The sequence below is a fragment of the Bartonella sp. 220B genome (genome assembly GCF_026930205.1).
Classification (GTDB): Bacteria; Pseudomonadota; Alphaproteobacteria; order Rhizobiales; family Rhizobiaceae; genus Bartonella.
The window spans coordinates 68452-89966 of sequence record NZ_JANHOI010000004.1; the positions used below are offsets into that span (position 1 = coordinate 68452).

Sequence of the window (21515 nt, forward strand, 5' to 3'; positions counted from 1 at the left end):
AACTCCTCACTTCCATTCCATTACACATTGTAATGGATGTTCATTTCGACGTGCACACTCTCTAACTTGTATCACTTTCATTTCAGCTACTTCATAACTATAAGTCCCGCATTCGCCTACCCCATTCTGATGAACATGTAACATGATACGTGTTGCTTCTTCTAAACTTTTTTTAAAAAAATTTTTTAAAACAAAAACAACGAAATCCATAGGCGTGTAATCATCATTAAGTAAAAGCACACGATACAGCATAGGTTTTTGAAGTTTTAATCTAATCCTGGACATTATAAAGACATCTCGGCTACTTTTATCCCAATTCTTGCCCTTTTCATTATGCATAATGTGTACTATAGAATTTGTTATTAGTTTTTGTACCACTACTATTTCCTGTGCTGTATATTTTTTATTAATTTTAAGTTCTTTCATAACTATTGCAACAGCTGTTTGTATAAAGAAAAAACTTTCTTTTTTGGTTAGGTTTTAAAAAGGGGGAAATCACAAAATAATTTCTGTAAACAAATTAGTAATATCATTCATCTAAATTGTGTCAGCGTAAAGAAAAAACTTTACAAAAGTTTTTCAGATTAAATGGAGAAATAGGATACTGCCAGTGTATATTAACTGCCAAAAAATTGCGTGTTTCTACCAAAAGGTAACAATCGCTTTTATTATTTTAGTTCTTTCTTACTCTGGAGCATCAGCTACTCCTCAAGGAGCCTATCCTGATAAATATGCCGCAATCGTTATAGATGCAAATACAGGAAAAACTTTATTTCAAGCCAATGCAACCCTCAAACGGTATCCTGCATCTTTAACAAAAATGATGACACTTTACATGCTTTTTGAATCCTTGCATATGCGTCGTCTTACCCCCAATACACCAATTCCCGTCTCACATTATGCAGCAACACGGCCACCAACAAAAATCGGATTTAAAGCAGGTCAAACAATTTCTGCAGAAGCCGCTGCAAAAGCTCTCATTACAAGATCAGCAAATGATGTTGCAACTGCCATTGCAGAGTATCTCGGCGGTAATGAAAAAAAATTCGCTCGAATGATGACTGCTAAAGCCCGCAAACTTGGCATGACACATACACATTTCGCAAATGCTTCAGGGCTTCCTGATGTGCGTAATTATTCTACAGCGCGGGATATGGCCACTTTATCATTAGCCTTGCGCAAAAATTTTCCACAACAGTATAATTTGTTCAAAATCAAAAGTTTTACTTTCCGCGGACATACAATTAACAACCACAATAAGCTTGTCAAAATCATGAAAGGTGTAGATGGAATTAAAACCGGCTACACACAAATGTCAGGTTCTAATCTAGCGACTTCGATGCGTCTTGAAGGACGATCTATCGTTGCTGTCGTTATGGGAGGTAAATCATCTACCGCACGTGACGAGCATATGGCCAGCTTATTGAGCCAATACTTGCCAAAAGCAAGTAGGGCGAAAAGTAGTAGCCCTTTAATGGCTTCTGTACACTATAATTTACCTAAAGGTATAAATATTCCTATACCAAGTGTTAAAGCTGAACCAACCAATTTCGATGATGAAATTTCCACTATGTTAACAGCATTTGCAGAACAGCCTAGAAATTCCAATATGGCAATAGCTGCTGTCAACCAAGCAATTATACCAATCCCTAATCCTCAAAAAGCTATGCCCGTTGAGACTCATAAAATTTTTACAGCTTCTTTGTTCACAAACGCCGGATGGGCTATCCAAATTGGTTCTCTTCCTAGTGAAGAACAAGCAAAAAAACTACTTTTAAAAGCAAAAGACACAGCTTATTCTGCTTTAAAGCGCACATCTTCACATATGCAACTTTTTGAGAAAAGTGGACGTCATTATTACCGAGCTCGATTTATAGGCTTTCAATCAAAAAAAGATGCTCTCAATGCTTGTTCTACATTAAAGAAAGCAAATTTTAACTGCTATACTGTAGCTTATTAAAAGTTTTTGAATTCGCGTTAAGGATAGTATCATGACCGATAATGCTCTTGCTTCATCCATTAAAAAAGAAAAATTATTGAAGCAATCATCTCTTCTCTCATTGCGTTCTCTTCACGATGCTGCAACAAAACTTGCTAATTTAAGATATAGCCCAGCTGCGTTAGATACACCGTCTCTTGTTAACCTTCTCATTTGCCAAACGATACGAAATCGTCGTCTGTCCATGCCTCCTGTACGCATTCATTTACGCGTAGCAAGCCAAACCGGTAATGTACCTATTAAAATCCATCTAGGTGCAACAAACGCCTAATTCTGTAGATCATGTCCGCAAAAGCTATTTTGTAAATTAAGAATATTCACACATTGTCTACAACTTAAAAAAATCTTTTAGTACACGCAACTTCTTCCTCAAATTTCAAACATCGCGCTTGCAGGGTTCTCTTCAACTCTCTGATTAGATTTTTAATAAAACCATCTCTTAAGGCGCATAAAATACCAAATGTCAGACTTACCTTTGGATTTAATATCAAAGATTATTCTTGATCTTTTTTCATAAGAAGAAATAGTCCCATCGGATGCAAAGTTTTCTCATTGGTTGGGCACAACCATAATAACTCACTGAAGAGAATTCTCTTCAATAAAGCATAAATTCACCCATGCAACATAAGCCCCATATGACATAAGCATTGTATAAGATTTCCTAAATTTTTTGAGTCAACTCGTGTTTTCTTTTAAAAGAAAAGCAACTTTAAAATACAACTCCTTATAGTTTCTCACTCTCTACTTTTCGCGAAAAACTATGAATCGTATAACTCCCACAAGCCTCTACACCCTCACTTTTACACAGCCAGAGCCCAACTATCACCCCTTGTATTTATTCGTACTCATGTGTCACCACTATTCTTGTACTCAAAAAATTTTTTACACGTATGCTCATCCACCTTTCGCACTGTGATTCAATGAGTTCTGGTGATTTATTGGTAATAATGCGTAAAACAAAAACGTCTTACAATATCAAATAGTTTGACATAACATGAAAATAATTAATTTGTTAGCGTCTAGCGAAGACAGCTTTAATAAAGCTCATTCATCATTTTACAACTTCAATGAGACCGCAGAATACAAGAATATTCTCTTATGATAAATTAATTTTGTTCTCTTGCACATCACACGCGAAATAGCTCTGTGAAGCCGTTTAAGCAGAGACTCAATATATCTCTTTATAAACCGTTTTAATACAAAAGCTTCCAGCCAATACTGAGAACTCACAAATACAATGATGGTGCCCGCTGTTACTTTCATAAGCAATAGACAGCCAGAATTTACCAGATTACAATCCGTTGCACGCTTTAACAGGATATTGCATTGACTGCGAGACCAGCTTTACTCGTTTCTTTATAGCGTTCACTCATATCATGTCCTGTCTGACGCATTGTTTCTATACAAGCATCAAGAGAAACAAAATGATCCCCATTACCATGCAACGCAAGAGAAGAAGCTGTCACCGCCTTAACAGCCCCCATTGCATTGCGTTCAATGCAAGGAACCTGCACAAGACCTGCAACCGGATCACATGTCATTCCCAAATGATGCTCCAGCGCAATCTCTGCAGCATTTTCAATTTGAGCCGGTGTACCACCCAACGCGGCTGTTAACCCTGCTGCTGCCATTGAAGATGCTGTCCCAACTTCACCTTGACATCCAACTTCTGCACCAGAAATAGAAGCATTATGTTTAATCACCCCCCCAATGGCTGCTGCCGTTAACAAAAAATTATGGATTCCCTCCCGATCTGAATCATCATTAAACTGGAGATAATAACGCAAAACTGCAGGCACAACTCCAGCTGCTCCATTCGTTGGTGCCGTAACAACACGGCCACCTGCAGCATTTTCCTCATTTACTGCTATGGCATATACCGAAAGCCAATCATTAGCCCAAAGTGGATAATTGCGATTTTTCTTTCGATTTTCTAAAAGCTTTTCATACAGCTTTTTAGCACGCCTTGGAACATGCAATCCACCTGGCAATACGCCTTCTTGTGAAAGACCTCTATCAATACAATTTGTCATAGCGGAAAAAATTTCATCAAGACCCGTATCAAGAGCCGAACGCTCCATCTTCGTCTCTTCGTTTATGCGCTTCATTTCAGCAATGGAAAATCCTGATTTTTCTGCCATTGACAACATTTCACGTGCAGAATCAAAAGGATATGGCACTTCAAACGTTTCCTGTTGCGTATTACTATTCATATGGCTTAATTCATCCTCAGTCACAACAAAACCACCGCCAATAGAATAATAAATCTGCCGCAAAAGAATATTCCCCTCATTATCAAGCCCTTCAAACGCAAGTCCGTTAGCATGTCCAGGTAGAACTTTTTTTCGTTCAAAAATAAGATCACTTTGCAAATCAAACTGATAAGCAGGATGGCCTTTTGGTTGCACTTTTTTTTCACGTATAACTTTTTCTAAGAGGAATCCCATACAATCAGGGTCAACAGTAGATGCTTTTTCGCCCAAAAGCCCTAATATAATAGCTCCATCTGTAGCATGCCCAATTCCTGTAAAAGCCAAAGAACCATAAAGATAAACACGTATACGGAAGACCTCAGCTTCAAGTGGCTGAGAGAAATTGCGTGCAAGAATCTCTTGCAAAAACATGTTAGCCGCCGTCATGGGCCCCATCGTATGTGAACTAGAAGGACCAATACCAATTTTAAAAAGTTCAAAAACAGATAAAAACACTCATCACCCCAAAATTCCACAAACTCTGAGTATACGCTTTTTTATCGCGTTTGTCCCATTTAAAATCAAATTGCAAGATAAGCTAAAAGAATAACAGCAATAAATACGAATGTCGCTCGTCTTGCTACCATCCAACATTTTTTTTCTATAGCGCTTTCCATAGCCAACCCTCGAAACGGACAATAATCATCCTTTTAATTTTGTAAGCGTAGTAAAATAAAAATTAATATGCAATTTAAAATTGAATAAGAATGAGAAGTTCTCACCGAAATGTTTTTTATAAATCCAAGATCTAAAAAAATGACACCCACTTACATAAAGCGCACAAAATTCTCAATTGGCTCACGTTCAGTTTCAAAATTATTTTCTGGAGCATTCATATCGCGATAGCCAAGTGCCATACCACAAATAATTTGCCGATCAGAAGGCACTGATAAAAGTGTACGAATTTGCTTATGATAATCAGCAAAAGCAGCTTGGGAACATGTATCCAACCCAAACCCACGTGCTGCTAACATAATGGTCTGCATAAACATCCCCAAATCAAGCCAGTTTCCCCTTTCCATGTCGTAATCCATTGTAAACAAAAGCCCTACAGGCGCACCAAAAAAGGAAAAATTTTGCGCTTTCTGGTGAAGCATTTTTTCCTGCTCATCTTTTTGAATTCCAAGGCTTTTATAAAGATCCAAACCAATTTTTCGACGCCTTGAAAGATAAGGTTCACGCCATTGGCGTGGATAATAAGGAACTTCACGTTCGCCTTTTACACCCGAGAGCACGAGTTGTGAAAGTTCTTGTCCTACTTTCTGCAATACATCCCCTGTAAGAACAATGACTTGCCATGGCTGAATATTCGTTCCAGATGGTGCACGTGCCGCAAGTTTTAAAATTTCTTTGATTATTTCCTCTGAGACTGGCTGATTGGTAAAAGCTCGAATCGACTTACGTGACAGAATAGATTGGAAAACATTAATAGAAGAATCATCTGTCATTATTTTTACTTTCTCTTTTGAAAAGTGAATTTGTTGTTTGCTCATTCAAAGCCAATGCGTTGCAAGAACACCTTTGCAACCCTTTTTATTTGTCCTACTCTTCCTGAAAAGCTTATACATTGCACACCCTCTCAATGCAGACCATTAAAGAATATACAGCCATTTAATGATTCATGGAAAGAAAATCATCCAAAATGAATATGGAATAAATTTTATAAGCAACGATTAACTCTCAATTCAACTAAACTCTTAAAAAAATTTTCTCGATGCGTTCTAAATCATGGTGGAGATCATCAATATCACCCTGTATCTGCGACCCGCGTCCTCCAAGCTGCACATACTGCTACTGTGCTTGCAAATATCGGAATAAGTTTTGCTACAATCTTAATCTGCTTGGTCATCATCAATTAATGGAACTGCTTTTACATCTCCCATCATTTTAATCACTTCACCATATACAGATAACCTGTAATGGCAACACTTTACTGAAAAACGCTGAAGAAACAGCTGGACAATCCATAGCTTGCTCTTCCAAATATAAGAGATTAAACTTTCATGGCCTATTTTATCGCAAGTATCCTCAGCAGTACTCATCGCTGCCTCTTTATAAACAGAAGTCACTTCATTTGCACTACCTTTTATAGGATTTTCATTTTTATCTCCGAGATAGATTATATTGCCGTCTTTTTCTCAATTAACCACAACAATAAGGAGTTCTTTGATAAACATGGTTTTATAGGATTCATCTCTGTATTTAAATCCCTCTTCCAGAAATTGAGTTGCCATTTCGTGGTTTTAACGAACTATTTATTCCAGCTTGCTTACATCTAGTGTTTGTATGCCTTTATGCGCTGTAGCGGTGCACAATTAAGGGAGGCAATTGTTTGTTCACTCCCCTGCCCCATCAATGCCTTTTACCCTCGCTTCATCAGTAATGATGATAGTGCTGTTACTGATAGCGGATTTGGTTTGCCTTTCCACTGAATTATGCGCTTTAGCATAATTTAAAAACATTCTTAGCAACATTTCTCTAATGATGCCATATGTGCTCTGTTTTAAAGTCACGCTCCCTGAAACATTAAACTCTTGACTTCTGGCTTGGGCATCGGCACTGTTGGTAATGTCCGTATGTGTTATCTTTTTACAGTGATGCCAAAACCACCCCAGCTTTGCCCCCTAATTACTCCACAATACTGTTATAATGGCTGAAGGATTTATCCCTTTTGGAAGGAGAGATTTTTGATGCTGCATCAGTTTTTTCCCGCCATTATAACCGAATGAAACCAATTTCTGCTTAACTAAATTTACTCCGTAGCATTGCAGCTGGTGATCGTAAAAACATCCTCCACATCCATTTTTACATGTTTACCAAAACCATTGACCCAGCCAGTGTGGTGTTTTTCCCACTGTTGGTGTGAACAATGCTCGTAAAAATGCAATGCCATCTCTCAAGCAATGGAAAAGATTTTAACTGAATTAGACAAGAAAAATATTGTAGAGGTGTCGAAAGAACCTAAAGAATTCTATGACAGTGTAAAATTATGTTCTTCTGGTATTACCGAACCTCATGCAAGACAAAATCTTATTATCAAGCTTTATGAAAGTTTTTTTACCAAAGCATTTTAAAAGACAACTGATAAACTTGAAATTGTTTAGCCCCCTGTTGAGGTTGCGGATTTTATTATTCGTTCTGTTGATGAGATTTTACAAAAGGAATTGGGAAAAAGCTTGAGATCACGTGGTATTTCTATTCTTGTCAAAGAAGGTTTTTGTAACCTATTTCGTGAGACACGAAACAATACGGCGGGAATTAAAAAACAGCCCATGGAGTGAGATTGAAAAAGTGACCAGTAACACGCGCAGCAAATGCTAGTGCTATAGTTTCCCAAATGAAAGTGCTTTTTAGCCGAACAAAAGATAAAATACCGTCACTTTATATTAAAACAGCAGATAGAAAACGACTTGCAATAGAAGAAATCAAAAAAGTTAGGGATAGGTAGAAAATAAGTTAAAAGAATCAACGGAATTAAAACTCCCGAACTTTTATGCAACCTATTGATTTGATTAAATATTGGCTGGGGTACCTGGATTCGAACCAGGGAATGCCGGTACCAAAAACCGGTGCCTTACCGCTTGGCTATACCCCAAAAAACACGATCAACACTACTTTTGCACCTTATAGCGATTCCTATGAAGGTACGCAATATCTGAAAAACAAAGCTTTTACTTTTTTATTATAAAATTTTGAAATCTTACACGTATTATATTTTCGCAAAACTGTAGCAGAAAGCTCCCACCCGTTTACACTTTCAACATAAGCAATGGCTATTTATCTATTTTTCATCTCCTGACAACACAAAACGCAAATTTTATAATTACCAATGTGTTTAAAAATTATCATAAAATATTCTTTTCTCTTAATGCATTTAAATCTAAGCTCTTTAAATGAGAGCAGAAAACAGAGACTTTATATTATTGATGAGCTTTTACCTTCATTCATTGCATTCTTGCTGATTCAATACACAATAATTAATCTCTCTCTCTTAACTTACAGATTAGAACAATAACGCACAATGAACACCATTACTTATTATAAGATAAATCCCATTTTTAGCTAATATGTATAAACTATCAGTGGTTACTAGAATTATCAAATATTTCTAAGGTTTTTGCAAAAGATACCCACGCGTCCTCCGTTGCCAACACTGTGATAAAAGTAACAACACATTTTAGATAAAAAAATAAGCTATTGATAGCTCTCTCGCTCACTTTTATTTAAAAAGATAATTAATTGCATTTTTTGCGCGTGCATCGGTATAAAAATTTCTTCCGAAAGACACTGATATAAATCAGTGCTATTTCGAGTGATTGCGCGTGTACATCTCCTAAAAAGACCTTTACGAAGAGATGATTACCGAATTAATTCATACAAACGGATATTCAACATTTGCTTTTAGATGAAGTAAATGGCACATTAAGTTTGTGGAGTGAGCTTAACAAAATAGAATCGAGGAGATTTTCAAATGGCTTTTGAATTGGCTGCGTTGCCTTATGATTATGACGCCCTTTCGCCCTATATGTCACGTGAAACGCTTGAATATCATCATGATAAGCATCACCTCGCTTATCTGACCAATACCAATAATTTTGTAAAAGAATTAGGCTTAGAAAATGAAAGCCTTGAAGATATTGTTAAAAAAAGCTTTGGGAAAAATATAGGTTTATTTAATAATGCAGCGCAATATTACAATCATAACCATTTTTGGCATTGGATGACAAAAGGTGGTGGTGGTCAAAAACTTCCTGAAAAACTAGCAAAAGCTGTTGAGGCTGATCTAGGTGGCTATGATAGATTCCGCACTGATTTTATTGCCGCTGCTACTGCCCAATTTGGTTCTGGGTGGGCATGGGTTGCTGTTAAAGATGGCAAGCTTGAAATTATGAAAACACCTAATGGTGAAAATCCTTTAGTTCATGATGCTCAACCTATTTTGGGAATCGATGTATGGGAACATTCCTATTACATTGATTATCGCAATGCACGCCCCAAATATATCGAAGCTTTCATAGACCATTTAATTAATTGGGATTATGTTTTGAAGCTTTATGAAGATTGTGAACTTTAAGCTATTTACACAGCTCTTTGTGAAAGGCTTCGTAAGCTAATGCGTGATGGAGCCTTTCTAAAAGAGACAGATGTTTAAATTAGCAGCAGTTTTTTCCTACTATTTTTAGAATATATGCATAGATATATGCAATTTCTTCTATCTTTGAAAAACGTCCCGCTGCACCTGCATGACCTGAATCCATATTAATGCGTAATAAAATTGCATTATCGTCTGTTTTCAAGTCTCGTAATTTTGCTACCCATTTCGCAGGTTCCCAGTAAGTTACACGAGGATCTGTTAATCCTGCCGTCACAAGCATAGGAGGATATTTCTGAGCTTTGACGTTATCGTAGGGAGAATAGGAAGCGATAAAATTATAGTCCTCTTCTGATTCAAGAGGATTCCCCCATTCTGGCCATTCTGGGGGCGTTAGGGGCAATGAAGCATCTAACATAGTATTTAAAACATCAACAAAAGGCACATTTGCTACAATTCCAGCAAAATCCTGTGGAGCTATATTAGCAATAGCTCCCATCAACATTCCTCCTGCTGAACCACCTTGGGCAATAAGACGGTCATGAGAAGTAAATTTATTGTTCACAAGATAGCGTCCACAAGCAATAAAATCTGTAAATGTATTGTATTTAAAAAGGTGTTTTCCCTTCTCATACCATTCAACTCCTTTTTCTTTCCCTCCACGAATATGGGCTATGGCATAAATAAAACCTCTATTAACCAAAGAAAGTACATTGCTATTGAAACTGGCTGGTATGGAAATTCCATAGGCTCCATAACCGTAAAGCAAACAGGGTGCACGACCGTTAAGAGCGGTAGCTTTGTGATAAAAAAGCGAAATAGGAATTTTTTCACCATCGTCTGCTATCGCTATAACACGCCGTGTTATATAGTCATCTTTATTATGCCCAGAAGGAATGGTTTGCGTTTTTAAAAGCATCCGTTTGCGGCTTTTCATTTCATAATCAAACACTTGATCAGGTGTCGTCATAGAGGAATAGGAAAAACGAATGGTTTGACTGTTGTATTCTGCTGCACCTTGTAGCCCTAAAGAATAAGCCTCCTCAGTAAAAGCAATGGAATGAATTTGTTTAGTAGTACGCTCCATTATTTTTATACGAGGCTGTCCTTCAAAACGCTCAAGCCAGATAAGAAAATCTTGATAAGCATCATGCGATAGTATCAGATGTCCAAGCTGGTGTGGCACAAGTTCAAACCAATTTTCCGATTGCGGAGATGCATATGGCGCTACCATAATTTTAAAGTCTTTTGCGTTATCCAGATTGGTTAGAATATAAAAGACATCACCACCTTCTGTAAGTGAATATTCAATACCTTTTTGCCGCTTCCGTACACATTGCGGAACAGTGAGAGGCGCTTCAGCTGGAATCAACCAAACCTCTGATGTTTCATGATCATGAATGTTAATATAAATAACGTCATTAAGTTTAGAACCGCTTACGTGTAAGAAAAATCCTGGATTATCTTCGCGAAAAATAAGCTTATCTTGTGATTGATTAGTGTTTAATCGGTGATAATAGAGCTCTGAAGGCCGATGATTTTCATCCATCTTCGTATAAAAAAAACCTTCAGATTTAGCATCCCATACAATTTGTCCTGATGTGTCAGTAATGGTATCCATACAATCAGACAATGTTTCCAAATTACGAATTTTAGCTTTATAAAATTCTGATCCTTTGTCATCATAAGTCCAGACAACATGTGTATGATCAGGAGATTCTTGAACTGAACCAAAATTAAAATATTCTTTTCCTTCAGCCAAAGCATCACCATTAAGGTAAACGTTTTTTTCTCCCCCATTTCTTGATATACGGAAATAATGTGGTTGTTGGCCTCCGGTAACATAAGAAAATCCATAAGCAAAAGGCCCATGTTTTATAGGAACGGAACTGTCATTTTCTTGGATACGTCCTTTCATTTCAGTAAAAAGCAAATCTTGTAATGGCTTTGTATCAGCCATTTGAGCAGCCTGATAAGCATTTTCATTTTCGAGATGATATCGAATATTTAAGTCAAGACAATGAGGGTTTTTAAAAACATCTTGCCAATGAGACGCACGTAGCCAATGATAGGGATCATTACGACAAATACCATGATATACTTCTTTATGTGTGATTTTAGATGCTTTAGGGGGAATTACAGAAGAGCCAGTCATGCACGATCCTAATGTTAAATACAAACTCACGACTTCGTATATGTTAGAATCGCATTGTTTATGCAAGTGTGTAAATCTGTAAATTCCGCTTACTTACAAAAATACAGCTGTGATAGTTTCTACAATGGCATTATATATTTCTGTTTATCCATATTACAGGCATTGTCTTCTGTGTATAATACCCTATAAAAGTCACAAGCTAAGGAAATAAGGCTATTATGTAGCAGAACTGAATTTTTCTTCAAATAGTAGAACTAATTTTCGGAATAAATAATAGAATCCACTTTAAAAATATATGTAGCTATGTTGTTCTTATTTTTTAGCAATAATATTTTACTGTACCATATTGATAGCTAATTGTATAATACATATTTATTAAGATAGTATTACAAATAAATTTTAATTTATTAAAAGTATTTTTAAATTTAAAAAACAACAATAAGTTAATTTTACATTTAACGAGATTATTTCATAAAAATAATAATAAATAATAAACATATTAAATAAAATATTAACTTATGTTTTATATTTTCATTTATACAATCTCTCTAAAATAAATTGATTCATTTTATATCATTTTTTACATTTATAATATATTTTGTTTACGAGATTTTATATAAAAAACTATATTCTAATAGGTCAATAAGTTGGTTCTTCTTGTTGTATATTATGGCCAAAAAGAGGTGTTTATTTGATTTTTTTGTGTTTTAGCAATTTTATAGAATAATTGAATTGACAAAAAAGATTTTTGTACAATATGAAACCTGTGTGCATGCAATCTCATGTCATGAGGATATGTGCTGTATCTCGATTTTAGATTACTTAATTCAAATTAAAGGAAAGAAGAATGGAACATCATCCAGTCTTAGAGACTGAAAGCAATTTAGTTATTACATTGGTTGCTGATATTGTTGCTGCCTACGTAAGTAATAATTCTATCCGACCGACCGAAATACCAAGTTTAATTGCTGATGTTCATGCCGCTTTTCGTAAAGCGGGGAATGTAGAATTAACAGAAGTAGAAGTTGAAAAGCAGAGACCAGCCGTTAACCCAAAGCGTTCAATCTTTCCAGATTATCTCATCTGCCTTGAAGATGGGAAAAAGTTTAAATCTTTAAAGCGTCATCTCATGACTCATTATGGAATGTTGCCAGAGGAATATCGTGAAAAATGGCAACTAGACAGCTCTTATCCTATGGTTGCGCCGAATTATGCAAAGGCACGCTCAGCTTTGGCAAAAGAGATGGGACTTGGGCGCAAAAGTAAACGGAAGAAAGCAAAATAACAGTGTCTTCTAAAAAACTGGTCGCCTTCGGTATATAATGTAAAGCGTTTTTTCAGTAAATTTGGTATAGTTTTTTTATAAAATATTGATTTTTATACATGACTTTCTTTACGAATTCGTTCAATCATCGATTTAAGACCATTTGACCGTTGTGGTGTAAGATTTTCTTTTAAACCAAGTGTTTCAAAAAAACCTTCCGCATCGGCATTGCGGATTTCAGAGGCTTTTTTTCCTGAATAAAAGGCAAGAAGAATGTAAATAAGTCCACGTACAATATGGGCATCAGAATCACCTTGAAATGTTAATGTTGGATTATCCGAAGTATTATCACGTGATGATAAAAGCCATACTTGGCTAACACATCCCCGCACTTTGTGATCATCATTGCGAGCGCTTTCTGGAAAAGGTGGTAATTCATGTCCAAGTTCAATGACATAACGATAACGATCTTCCCAATTATCCAAAAGAGAAAAGTTTTCTATAATATTCTCAATCGTTTCTGCCATAATCTCAGTCCTGTTCTTCTTTTATGATTATCTTACATGTATTTACTTGAAAGATAAGTAATGACTCTTCTCATGAAGCATAATACCTATAATGAACGTTCAAAAAATATTTCAAGGTAATGTCGTATATTTCTGTTTTTGTGTAGACTCTTGTGCCTCCCTCTTAGACGTAATTTTGGGAGAGGTTGCCATATTCTTATCACCCAGTATGCGTCCAAAATATTCGTAAGCTGCTCTTGCACCATAATATGCACGCTCGCCAAGTGAACTTAAAAAGGACTTTCCTACTTTGCAGGCTTCTATATTACGATCACAAAATGTTCCTAAATCACTTAAAGCTTCCTTAAAAGCAATAATCACATCACTCGTTATTGTCTCATGATCTTTTTGAGAAAAGGAATAATTATTACTCGGTTTTTCTACAAAAAATGAAATGATGACAAAAACAAAAAACAAAAAAAAGAATAATTTGATCAAAAAACGTATCATGGGCAACCAATGCACCGCAGTTGTAAATGAAACACAAGCAGCAGTCTATACTCTTCTTCTTTATAAAAAATTTATAAGATAAGTCCTTTATAAAATTGAGTATTTGTGTATCAGATGTGTAGCATTCATTATGTCATCATAAGACATGATGTAGCTAAAAACAAAATCGCATGCACTTTTTATTAAAAAATGAACATAAAAATTGCACAGTGAAAAAATAAAAACGTTGAAGTATGTGAGATTGTGCTTTCATGACATCTTATAAACATACATGTAGTATAAAAGACAAAATGATACCTCATAATCATAACAATAAGTGAGGTTTAGATACCTAACGATACCCTTTATAAAAAGCACAATATAAAATTATAAGAATTAAACCACCAACCACTTTTCTGCAGATATTTTAAAAATCATGTCTGTTGAATTTTATGAAATTTATCGAATATTAGCAAAATAGATTTATGCTAGAATATATATGATATGAGAAAAAATTATGCTCATCAGCATTGTGTTGAAATACAAGTTATATACATACGAGATATTTGGAAAAGATATAATACTTTTCTCAGTTCTAAAACGTGATAAATATAATGCTGTTTCAATTTGATTGCAAAGAATAGAAAATATATACGTAAAAAAATGAAAAAATGACGTAGCACTTTCAGTTGAGATGATGATATGTGACGATATAATTTCAAGCGTAAAAACGGTATTGCATAGGTAGAGTTTTTCTATACATACTAGAAATTCTGTAAAATATGAAGCGAAGACAACTGGGTAAAAACTATTGTTAATTTATTATTGGCTTATAGATTTACATGACGAATTTGTTGGTTTTAATAATTTGAAAAAAAAGAGTAACAACATAAAACTCTCTCCCTCTTACTGAAAGTGAAAATAATTTATATTCATTTCTGTATAAAAAACAATTACTCTTGAAAATAAAAAATAATGGCAAAAAAACGAAAGACGCGCAGAACAAAAACGGTAAAAAAGCGTAAACACTATAGTAGTATTGTTATAACATTTTTTCTCATAAGCTGTCGGTTTGTTTTTTGGATAGCAAAAACACTTTATTTCTATACACGGAAAAATGCTCTGTTTTTCATTGGCTCACTTCTTTTCATCATTAGTTTTGGATTTGTTTCATTTAATGCTTTATTTTCACAAATGATAATGCATCAAGATGCCTTGATGAAAATGAAATTTATATTTTCTCAAAATAGAGAAAAAAACTCTCCTTTATCTGCAAAAGAAGCAAAACTTAGCGCAGTGTCTCCTGATCCTTCTGTAGATTTTCCAAGCCAACTACACAAAAACTTATCTTCACATGCTTTGTCAGAAAACACATTAAAAATGCAAAAGAAGTTGGCAAAATTGGGGCTTTATGATGGTCCTTTAGATGGAATAGAAGGACCTAAAATGCGTCGTGCTATAGCACTTTGGAAACAACAAACCACTCATGGAATACAACATAATATTTTATCCAATCCAGAAACGGATGAAATTACAGTATTAATTAAGCGTAATGAAATAGAAATGGCAAATGAAACAACAAAAATAAAAGCTATGCCACGCTCAAAAGAAACTGTTTTAAAGCATCCTGTTGCAGATATCATGCAAGTGCAAAAAGCTTTACGTATTTTTGGTCATCAAGAGGTTATTGTTACGGGTATAGAAGACCAAAAGACAACAGATGCTCTAAAACAGTTTCAAAAAATGTTTGATCTTCCCATAACAGGTAAAATTGATCACACCGTTTTGATGAAAATGCGTGAAGTTGGTTTGTTGAATTGATGGCAAAATTCATCTTATACAGTGAATACTGAAAACATAGTGATAATGCGTTCCTCTGCTTTATGCTTTTTCTCATAAATACATCAAAGACATAGCTTCCTTTTTCCCACGCATACAACTTAGAGTGTATTCTAGAATTTTTTCTTTTAATAAAGAAAAAATATGTATTCTTTCTGCGTTCTGCAATTAAGATTTTGATTTACAAAGAAAATCTATCGTTCTTGCCAGTCAAAAAACTCTGAGTACAGTGAAATTCTCTTATTTCAACTCCTTTTATCATAAATCAAAAAAAGCGTTTTCTTATAAGTTACAAAAAATAAACGTATGGGTAAAAAATTCAAAAAGTAAATATACCTCTTATAAATAGCCTCAATGCAAAAACAGTTGCCACACACTGAAAATTGCCTTGAAATCTCTATGCTTTTTTTGCAATAGCCGACTGTGCTGCTGCTAAACGTGCAATTGGCACCCGAAAAGGAGAACATGACACATAATCCAGATCATTTTCTTCACATAATGCAATAGAAGCAGGATCGCCCCCGTGTTCACCACAAATGCCCAGTTTAATTTTTCCACGCTGTGAACGACCACGCTGTGCCGCAATAGAAATAAGCTCTCCTACTCCATTACGGTCAATTGATACGAAAGGATCTTGCTCTAAAAGTCCTTTCTGAAAATAAGTTACTAAAAAAGGAGCCGCATCATCACGTGAAATTCCAAAAGTGGTTTGCGTCAGATCATTTGTTCCAAATGAAAAAAATTCAGCTGTCTCAGCAATTTCATCTGCCCGAAGAGCTGCTCTAGGAAGCTCAATCATGGTCCCAACCATGTACTGAATACTCCTTCCCTTTTCCTTCATCACCTCATTAGCAACCTGATCAATACGCGCTTTAACAAAATCAAGTTCAGATTTCAGTGCAACAAGCGGCACCATAATTTCAAGCATAACAGGAGATCCAGATTTTTGATCAGCTTCTGCGGCTGCTTCAAAAATGGCTCGCGCCTGCATTTCTGCAATTTCAGGATATGTAATAGCTAAACGGCATCCTCGTAATCCAAGCATAGGATTAAATTCATGTAACTGCTGAGCGCGTTCAGAAAGCACATCGACCGATACTCCCATAGCAGTGGCAACATCAAGAATTTCTGCATCCGTTTTTGGCAAAAATTCATGGAGTGGCGGATCAAGCAAGCGGATAGTAACAGGCAAACCACACATAATTTCAAATAATTTGCTAAAGTCGGAGCGCTGCATAGGCAAAAGTTTATCCAATGCTTTACGACGGCCGTTTTCATCATGACTTAAAATCATTTCACGCATGGCAATAATACGTTCACCAGAAAAAAACATATGTTCCGTACGGCAAAGTCCAATACCTTCTGCCCCAAAGGAACGCCCCATCCGTGCATCAGAGGGCGTTTCAGCATTAGCGCGAACTTTTATACGCCGCATCCCATCAGCCCACTCCATCAATTTTGCAAAATCTCCACAAAGCTCCGGCTGCAACATCGCAACCTTCCCTTTCAGAACTTCTCCACTTCCACCATCAATCGTAATAACATCACCCTTTTTAAAATTTTCCCCTGAAGCAAACATCGTGTTTGTGTTATAATCAATCCGTACATTGCCAGCACCAGAAATACACGGCTTTCCCATGCCACGTGCAACAACAGCAGCATGACTTGTCATCCCACCGCGCGTTGTTAAAATCCCTTGCGCAGCATGCATTCCATGAATATCCTCCGGACTTGTTTCTACACGCACCAAAATAACTTTGCGCCCCTCTGCTGACGCAGCTTCTGCCTCTTCTGACGTGAAAACAATTTCTCCAGTCGCCGCTCCTGGAGAAGCAGGTAAACCACGTGCAATAACAAAACGTGCTGCTTTGGGATCAAGTGTCGGATGTAAAAGCTGGTCAAGCGATTTTGCATCTATTCGCATTACCGCTTCTTCACGGCTTATCAAACCCTCCTCAACCATTTCTATTGCCATTTTTAGAGCAGCACGTGCCGTCCGCTTTCCCGAACGAGTCTGCAACATCCACAACTTACCTTTTTCAATCGTGAATTCGAGATCTTGCATATCTCGATAATGCTGTTCAAGCTTCTGCGCAATTTGACACAGCTTCAAAAAAGCTTCCGGCATAATTTTTTCTAAAGATGGCTTATTTGAACCCGCAACAATACGCGCATTTTCTGTGATATTTTGGGGAGTGCGAATACCTGCTACAACATCTTCACCCTGAGCATCAACTAAAAATTCACCGTAAAGTTCTTTTTCTCCTGTTGAGGGATTGCGTGTAAAAGCAACACCTGTCGCCGAATCCTCACCCATATTGCCAAATACCATTGCCTGTACATTAACTGCCGTCCCCCAACTTTCAGGAATATTATGTAAACGACGATAAGTAATTGCACGTGCTGTCATCCAACTTGAAAAAACCGCTCCAATAGCCTCCCACAACTGTTGTTCAGGATCTTGCGGAAAAGGTTTATATAACTGTTCTTGAACATATGCCTTATAAGAAACAATAATATCTTTCCAATCATCTGCTGTCATTTCTGTATCGACAGCATAACCTTTGCGCGCTTTTGCCTCATCAAGAATCTCTTCAAAAGACGTATGATCCAAACCTAAAACAACATTAGAATACATTTGGATAAAACGGCGATAACTGTCGTAAGCAAAGCGTTCATTATTGGTTTGTAAAGCAATTGCTTTTACAGCTTCATCATTCATACCAAGATTAAGTACTGTATCCATCATCCCTGGCATAGAAGCCCTTGCACCTGAACGAACAGAGAGTAAAAGTGGCCTTTTTTCATGTCCAAATTCACGTCCCGTTTGTTCACTAATGCGTTTAAGCGCTTGTTTAACAGCTTCCTGTAATTCTTCGGGATATGTTTTACCATGTGCGTAATAAAAATTACAAACCTCTGTTGTAAGAGTAAACCCTGGAGGAACAGGCAAACCAAGATTACTCATTTCTGCCAAATTAGCTCCTTTACCACCAAGAAGATTGCGCTCACTTGCACTTCCTTCTGCATGGCCATCCCCAAAACTGTAAACCCATTTCTTCATAGTACAAATCCTCCCATATCAGCATCGAAACATCATTTGATCCGAGCTAATATCATCAAAACAATATTCGACAATATTCGATCAAAATTGGCTAAAAAATATTGCTTTATAAATGCATAAAATCAATCTTTCCAAAAGAAAAACGACCACAATCAACACCCATCTCTTGGAAAGAAGATTTAGTTTTTAAGAAAACTATCAATCACCGAAAAGAAGGACTCCACTGACATTGCACCTTCATACTTGTTCCCATTAATAAAGAAGGTAGGTGTTGCTGTCACACCAAGCTCTTTACCACGTTTAAAAGACGCATTCACTTCATCTAAAATAGACTGATTTTTCAGGCAAGCAGTAAAACTTTCATCCGTAAAACCAGCCATTAAGCCAATTTTTTTCAATGGTGTGAGAGCGTCTTTCTCCCAGACCCACTCCTGTTGTTTTTGAAATAAAACTTCTATCATAGGAAAATAACGATCTTCTGGAACACAGCGTGCTAACATAAAACCCGCTGTCGCTCGCGGATCAAAAGCATAATCCCGAAAAATAAGTTTTACTTTTCCCGTTTTGATATATTTTTGACGAATTTTGGGAAGGACATCATTATAAAAATGCGCACAATGACTACATGTCAATGAAGCATATTCAACAATTGTTACCGGTGCATTTTCTTCCCCCTCAAATCTATCCTTAGCCTTGCCTGATTGAAGGAGTTCATCCATATCAACAGTTGAAACTGGTTTAATATCGCTAGCGATAGCAACAGTCGTACTAATTAGTCCAGAAACCATTAAGATAAAAATTATTGCAAAAGATAAAAAAGAACGGCAGCTCATCATAAATAATACTTTTCTTTTGTTATTAACAGACAAAAATCTAACAATTCCTTTATATACTAAAAAAACGTATAAAACACCTTTCTCTATTTATTATTTTTTTCCGCAAAAATGCAACAACCAAGTTCATAAAGCGATTGACGTAAACTTTCGTCTTCAATCTCTTTAAGCATTTTTTTTATACATTTTTTCTCTGTTTCACTCGGATCTGCCTTCATTGGCAAATTATTTTTCAAAGCAGATATAGATCTTTGTTCAATCTTGATGCGATCCACAGCAATATACCCAAAAAAAACATTAATTCTATGGAGCAATTCATTTGTCTCATGTATCAATTTTAAAGCAAGAAATCCCTCACAGGCCACCACAAGTGTTGCTGGTTGGAAAACTTCATCTTGATTAGCACGCCGTTTCCAAATAATTTTAAGCGGCATTGTATGTTCACCGATATCATGACCAACAATCTGTGACCAATGCTCTATCAGTGCGACATTAAGCCCTGTCCGTTTACATAAAACAGGATCAAGAATTTTGGATACCGTCTCAGAAAGAGAATAAAAATGGCGCTTTTTAAATTGTTTGCTCATCTTTCTAGATCATCATTCAGTCATATACTGAATTATAACGGTTTCTTTCATTTCAAAAATACTCCCCCGCATATCTCATCAAATATGAACATATCAACAAAATCCAATTCTCATCTAACAAAAGTTTTCATAATTAAAGGAGAAAAAGTAAAATAGGCGTTTTTTTCTTTTGCATTTTATATCTTCCTATGGTTCAAAACAATCATGCATGAAATTTCTTCGCGCCTCCTTTCTTGGTACGATCAAAAGCACCGGCATTTACCATGGCGTATTACCCCAGAAGAACAAAAACAAGGCATCAACCCTGATCCCTACCGCGTTTGGCTTTCTGAAATCATGCTTCAACAGACAACTGTCGAAGCGGTAAAGCCTTATTTCCAAAAATTTCTAAAACTTTGGCCTAACCTCTCTTCTTTAGCAAAAGCCTCACAAGAAGATATCATGAAAGCGTGGGCTGGACTTGGTTATTATTCACGAGCACGCAATCTTAGAAATTGTGCTAGGCAGCTTGTTGAAAACTACGGAGGACAATTTCCACAATCTGTAAAAACATTGAGAACTCTTTCAGGTATTGGAGACTACACAGCCGCAGCTATTGCCGCAATTGCTTTTAATCACCCTGTCGCAGTCGTTGATAGTAATGTTGAGCGTGTTGTAACCCGCTTATTTGCTATCGCTTCAATATTGCCAAAAGCCAAAGCTGAAATTAGAGAAAAAACACAAAAAATTACCCCTTTAAATCGCCCTGGTGACTTTGCTCAAGCGATGATGGATTTGGGAGCGACCCTTTGTACGCCGCGTAAACCATCTTGTTATCTCTGCCCTCTTCAAAGCTTGTGTAGAGCCGCAAAGATGAAAATAACAGAGTCTTTTCCTGTCAAAGCTCCTAAAAAAGAACGCCCTTCAAAAATTGGTGTTGCTTTTGTTGTACTGAATGAAAACAAACAAATTTATTTAGAAAAACGACAAGGCAAAAAGCTTCTTGGTGGAATGACCCAAATCCCTAACAATATTGGAACAAACAACGACAATAGACTCCAAAATGCCCCCTTTATCGCCAATTGGCAGTTCAAAGGACAAATTACACATATTTTTACCCACTTTTCTCTAAAACTCGACGTTTACTACACTACTAACAATACGCACAAAATGAATCATGAAAATGGCTGGTGGTGCGATATCCATCATCTTGGCGAAGAAGCACTCCCTACAGTTATGAAAAAAGCTATTTCCTTGGTAATTCCTCATTCTTTTCGATTGAAATAATTTTTTTAGTTAAATGCACAATATTTTTTTATAAAAAATTGATTTATAATGATAATTCATATTTTATAGCTTGAGTAGAAACCTCGAATATATTGGATTTTCATTTCAACGGCTTTTTATGATGATTATCAAAAAAAATGCTCACTTGCACATTACAAGCAGAGATAAT

General features: G+C 36.2%; 18 protein-coding genes, 1 tRNA gene and 2 pseudogenes. 9 read left to right on the plus strand and 12 right to left on the minus strand.

All coding sequences use genetic code 11. The annotated features are described in order from the left end of the window. Positions 1–6 precede the first annotated feature (6 nt). A complete protein-coding gene (gene clpS, locus NPX99_RS04125) occupies positions 7–426 on the minus strand; it encodes an ATP-dependent Clp protease adapter ClpS (RefSeq protein ID WP_269030639.1) in 420 nt (139 codons plus the stop codon). Positions 427–610: 184 nt separating this feature from the next. Here clpS and NPX99_RS04130 point away from each other — a divergent pair, with 184 nt between their 5' ends. Beyond that, the gene (locus NPX99_RS04130; RefSeq protein WP_269030640.1) at positions 611–1960 is read left to right on the plus strand and encodes a D-alanyl-D-alanine carboxypeptidase; all 1350 of its coding nucleotides are present in this window, start codon (positions 611–613) and stop codon (positions 1958–1960) included. A gap of 31 nt (positions 1961–1991) precedes the next feature. Next, on the plus strand, positions 1992–2270 hold the full coding sequence (locus NPX99_RS04135; protein ID WP_269030641.1) for a hypothetical protein: 279 nt from the start codon (positions 1992–1994) through the stop codon (positions 2268–2270). Between the two features lie 1039 nt (positions 2271–3309). Here the strand turns inward: NPX99_RS04135 and NPX99_RS04140 are convergent. The 3 genes from NPX99_RS04140 to NPX99_RS04150 form a co-directional block, all read right to left on the minus strand. Beyond that, entirely contained in the window at positions 3310–4707 is a 1398-nt protein-coding gene (locus NPX99_RS04140) for an L-serine ammonia-lyase (RefSeq protein ID WP_269030642.1), read from the minus strand. Positions 4708–5018: 311 nt separating this feature from the next. Then, complete coding sequence (locus NPX99_RS04145) at positions 5019–5699, minus strand: nitroreductase (protein WP_269030643.1); 681 nt, start codon at positions 5697–5699, stop codon at positions 5019–5021. Between the two features lie 384 nt (positions 5700–6083). Next, the gene (locus NPX99_RS04150; RefSeq protein WP_269030644.1) at positions 6084–6293 is read right to left on the minus strand and encodes a hypothetical protein; all 210 of its coding nucleotides are present in this window, start codon (positions 6291–6293) and stop codon (positions 6084–6086) included. 252 nt (positions 6294–6545) lie between these two features. Between NPX99_RS04150 and NPX99_RS04155 the strand changes: the two genes are divergently transcribed. After that, positions 6546–6683, plus strand: coding sequence for a hypothetical protein (locus NPX99_RS04155; RefSeq protein ID WP_269030645.1), 138 nt, complete (start codon positions 6546–6548; stop codon positions 6681–6683). A 320-nt stretch (positions 6684–7003) separates the two neighbouring features. Here the strand turns inward: NPX99_RS04155 and NPX99_RS04160 are convergent, their stop codons facing one another. Then, positions 7004–7144 carry a hypothetical protein gene (locus tag NPX99_RS04160; protein ID WP_269030646.1) on the minus strand — a complete coding sequence of 47 codons (141 nt, stop codon included), beginning with the start codon at positions 7142–7144 and terminating at the stop codon, positions 7004–7006. On the opposite strand from NPX99_RS04160, the pseudogene NPX99_RS04165 reads away from it, so the two are divergent. After that, positions 7137–7454 (plus strand): annotated as a pseudogene (locus NPX99_RS04165) (hypothetical protein); the annotation flags it as partial. The gene NPX99_RS04160 and the pseudogene NPX99_RS04165 sit on opposite strands and share 8 nt — an antisense overlap. Further along, positions 7437–7699, plus strand: a pseudogene (locus tag NPX99_RS04170) (tyrosine-type recombinase/integrase); the annotation flags it as partial. The pseudogenes NPX99_RS04165 and NPX99_RS04170, both read left to right, overlap by 18 nt. Positions 7700–7771: 72 nt before the next feature. Here NPX99_RS04170 and NPX99_RS04175 read toward each other — a convergent pair. Further along, a tRNA-Gln gene (locus NPX99_RS04175) sits at positions 7772–7846 on the minus strand. Between the two features lie 876 nt (positions 7847–8722). Here NPX99_RS04175 and NPX99_RS04180 point away from each other — a divergent pair. Further along, complete coding sequence (locus NPX99_RS04180) at positions 8723–9325, plus strand: superoxide dismutase (RefSeq protein WP_269030647.1); 603 nt, start codon at positions 8723–8725, stop codon at positions 9323–9325. Positions 9326–9404: 79 nt separating this feature from the next. Here NPX99_RS04180 and NPX99_RS04185 read toward each other — a convergent pair whose 3' ends face one another. Beyond that, positions 9405–11498 carry a S9 family peptidase gene (locus NPX99_RS04185; protein ID WP_269030648.1) on the minus strand — a complete coding sequence of 698 codons (2094 nt, stop codon included), beginning with the start codon at positions 11496–11498 and terminating at the stop codon, positions 9405–9407. Positions 11499–12345: 847 nt separating this feature from the next. Here NPX99_RS04185 and NPX99_RS04190 point away from each other — a divergent pair. Continuing rightward, positions 12346–12783, plus strand: a complete 438-nt coding sequence (locus NPX99_RS04190) for a MucR family transcriptional regulator (protein WP_269030649.1) — start codon at positions 12346–12348, stop codon at positions 12781–12783. 92 nt (positions 12784–12875) lie between these two features. Here the strand turns inward: NPX99_RS04190 and NPX99_RS04195 are convergent, their stop codons facing one another. Together NPX99_RS04195 and NPX99_RS04200 are read right to left on the minus strand one after the other, a co-directional pair. Next, positions 12876–13289: a SufE family protein gene (locus tag NPX99_RS04195; protein WP_269030650.1), complete on the minus strand. Its 414-nt coding sequence runs from the start codon at positions 13287–13289 to the stop codon at positions 12876–12878. A gap of 111 nt (positions 13290–13400) precedes the next feature. Further along, positions 13401–13778 carry a DUF5330 domain-containing protein gene (locus tag NPX99_RS04200; RefSeq protein ID WP_269030651.1) on the minus strand — a complete coding sequence of 126 codons (378 nt, stop codon included), beginning with the start codon at positions 13776–13778 and terminating at the stop codon, positions 13401–13403. 954 nt (positions 13779–14732) lie between these two features. On the opposite strand from NPX99_RS04200, the gene NPX99_RS04205 reads away from it, so the two are divergent. Further along, positions 14733–15578 (plus strand): peptidoglycan-binding domain-containing protein, encoded by an 846-nt coding sequence (locus NPX99_RS04205; protein WP_269030652.1) that lies wholly within the window; start codon positions 14733–14735, stop codon positions 15576–15578. Positions 15579–15993: 415 nt separating this feature from the next. Here the strand turns inward: NPX99_RS04205 and ppdK are convergent, their stop codons facing one another. The 3 genes from ppdK to NPX99_RS04220 form a co-directional block, all read right to left on the minus strand. After that, the gene (gene ppdK, locus NPX99_RS04210; RefSeq protein ID WP_269030653.1) at positions 15994–18660 is read right to left on the minus strand and encodes a pyruvate, phosphate dikinase; all 2667 of its coding nucleotides are present in this window, start codon (positions 18658–18660) and stop codon (positions 15994–15996) included. 179 nt (positions 18661–18839) lie between these two features. Continuing rightward, on the minus strand, positions 18840–19496 hold the full coding sequence (locus NPX99_RS04215) for a DsbA family protein (RefSeq protein WP_269030654.1): 657 nt from the start codon (positions 19494–19496) through the stop codon (positions 18840–18842). An 83-nt stretch (positions 19497–19579) separates the two neighbouring features. Further along, the gene (locus NPX99_RS04220; RefSeq protein ID WP_269030655.1) at positions 19580–20080 is read right to left on the minus strand and encodes a DUF721 domain-containing protein; all 501 of its coding nucleotides are present in this window, start codon (positions 20078–20080) and stop codon (positions 19580–19582) included. Between the two features lie 204 nt (positions 20081–20284). On the opposite strand from NPX99_RS04220, the gene mutY reads away from it, so the two are divergent. After that, the gene (mutY, locus tag NPX99_RS04225; RefSeq protein WP_269030656.1) at positions 20285–21346 is read left to right on the plus strand and encodes an A/G-specific adenine glycosylase; all 1062 of its coding nucleotides are present in this window, start codon (positions 20285–20287) and stop codon (positions 21344–21346) included. Positions 21347–21515 lie beyond the last annotated feature (169 nt).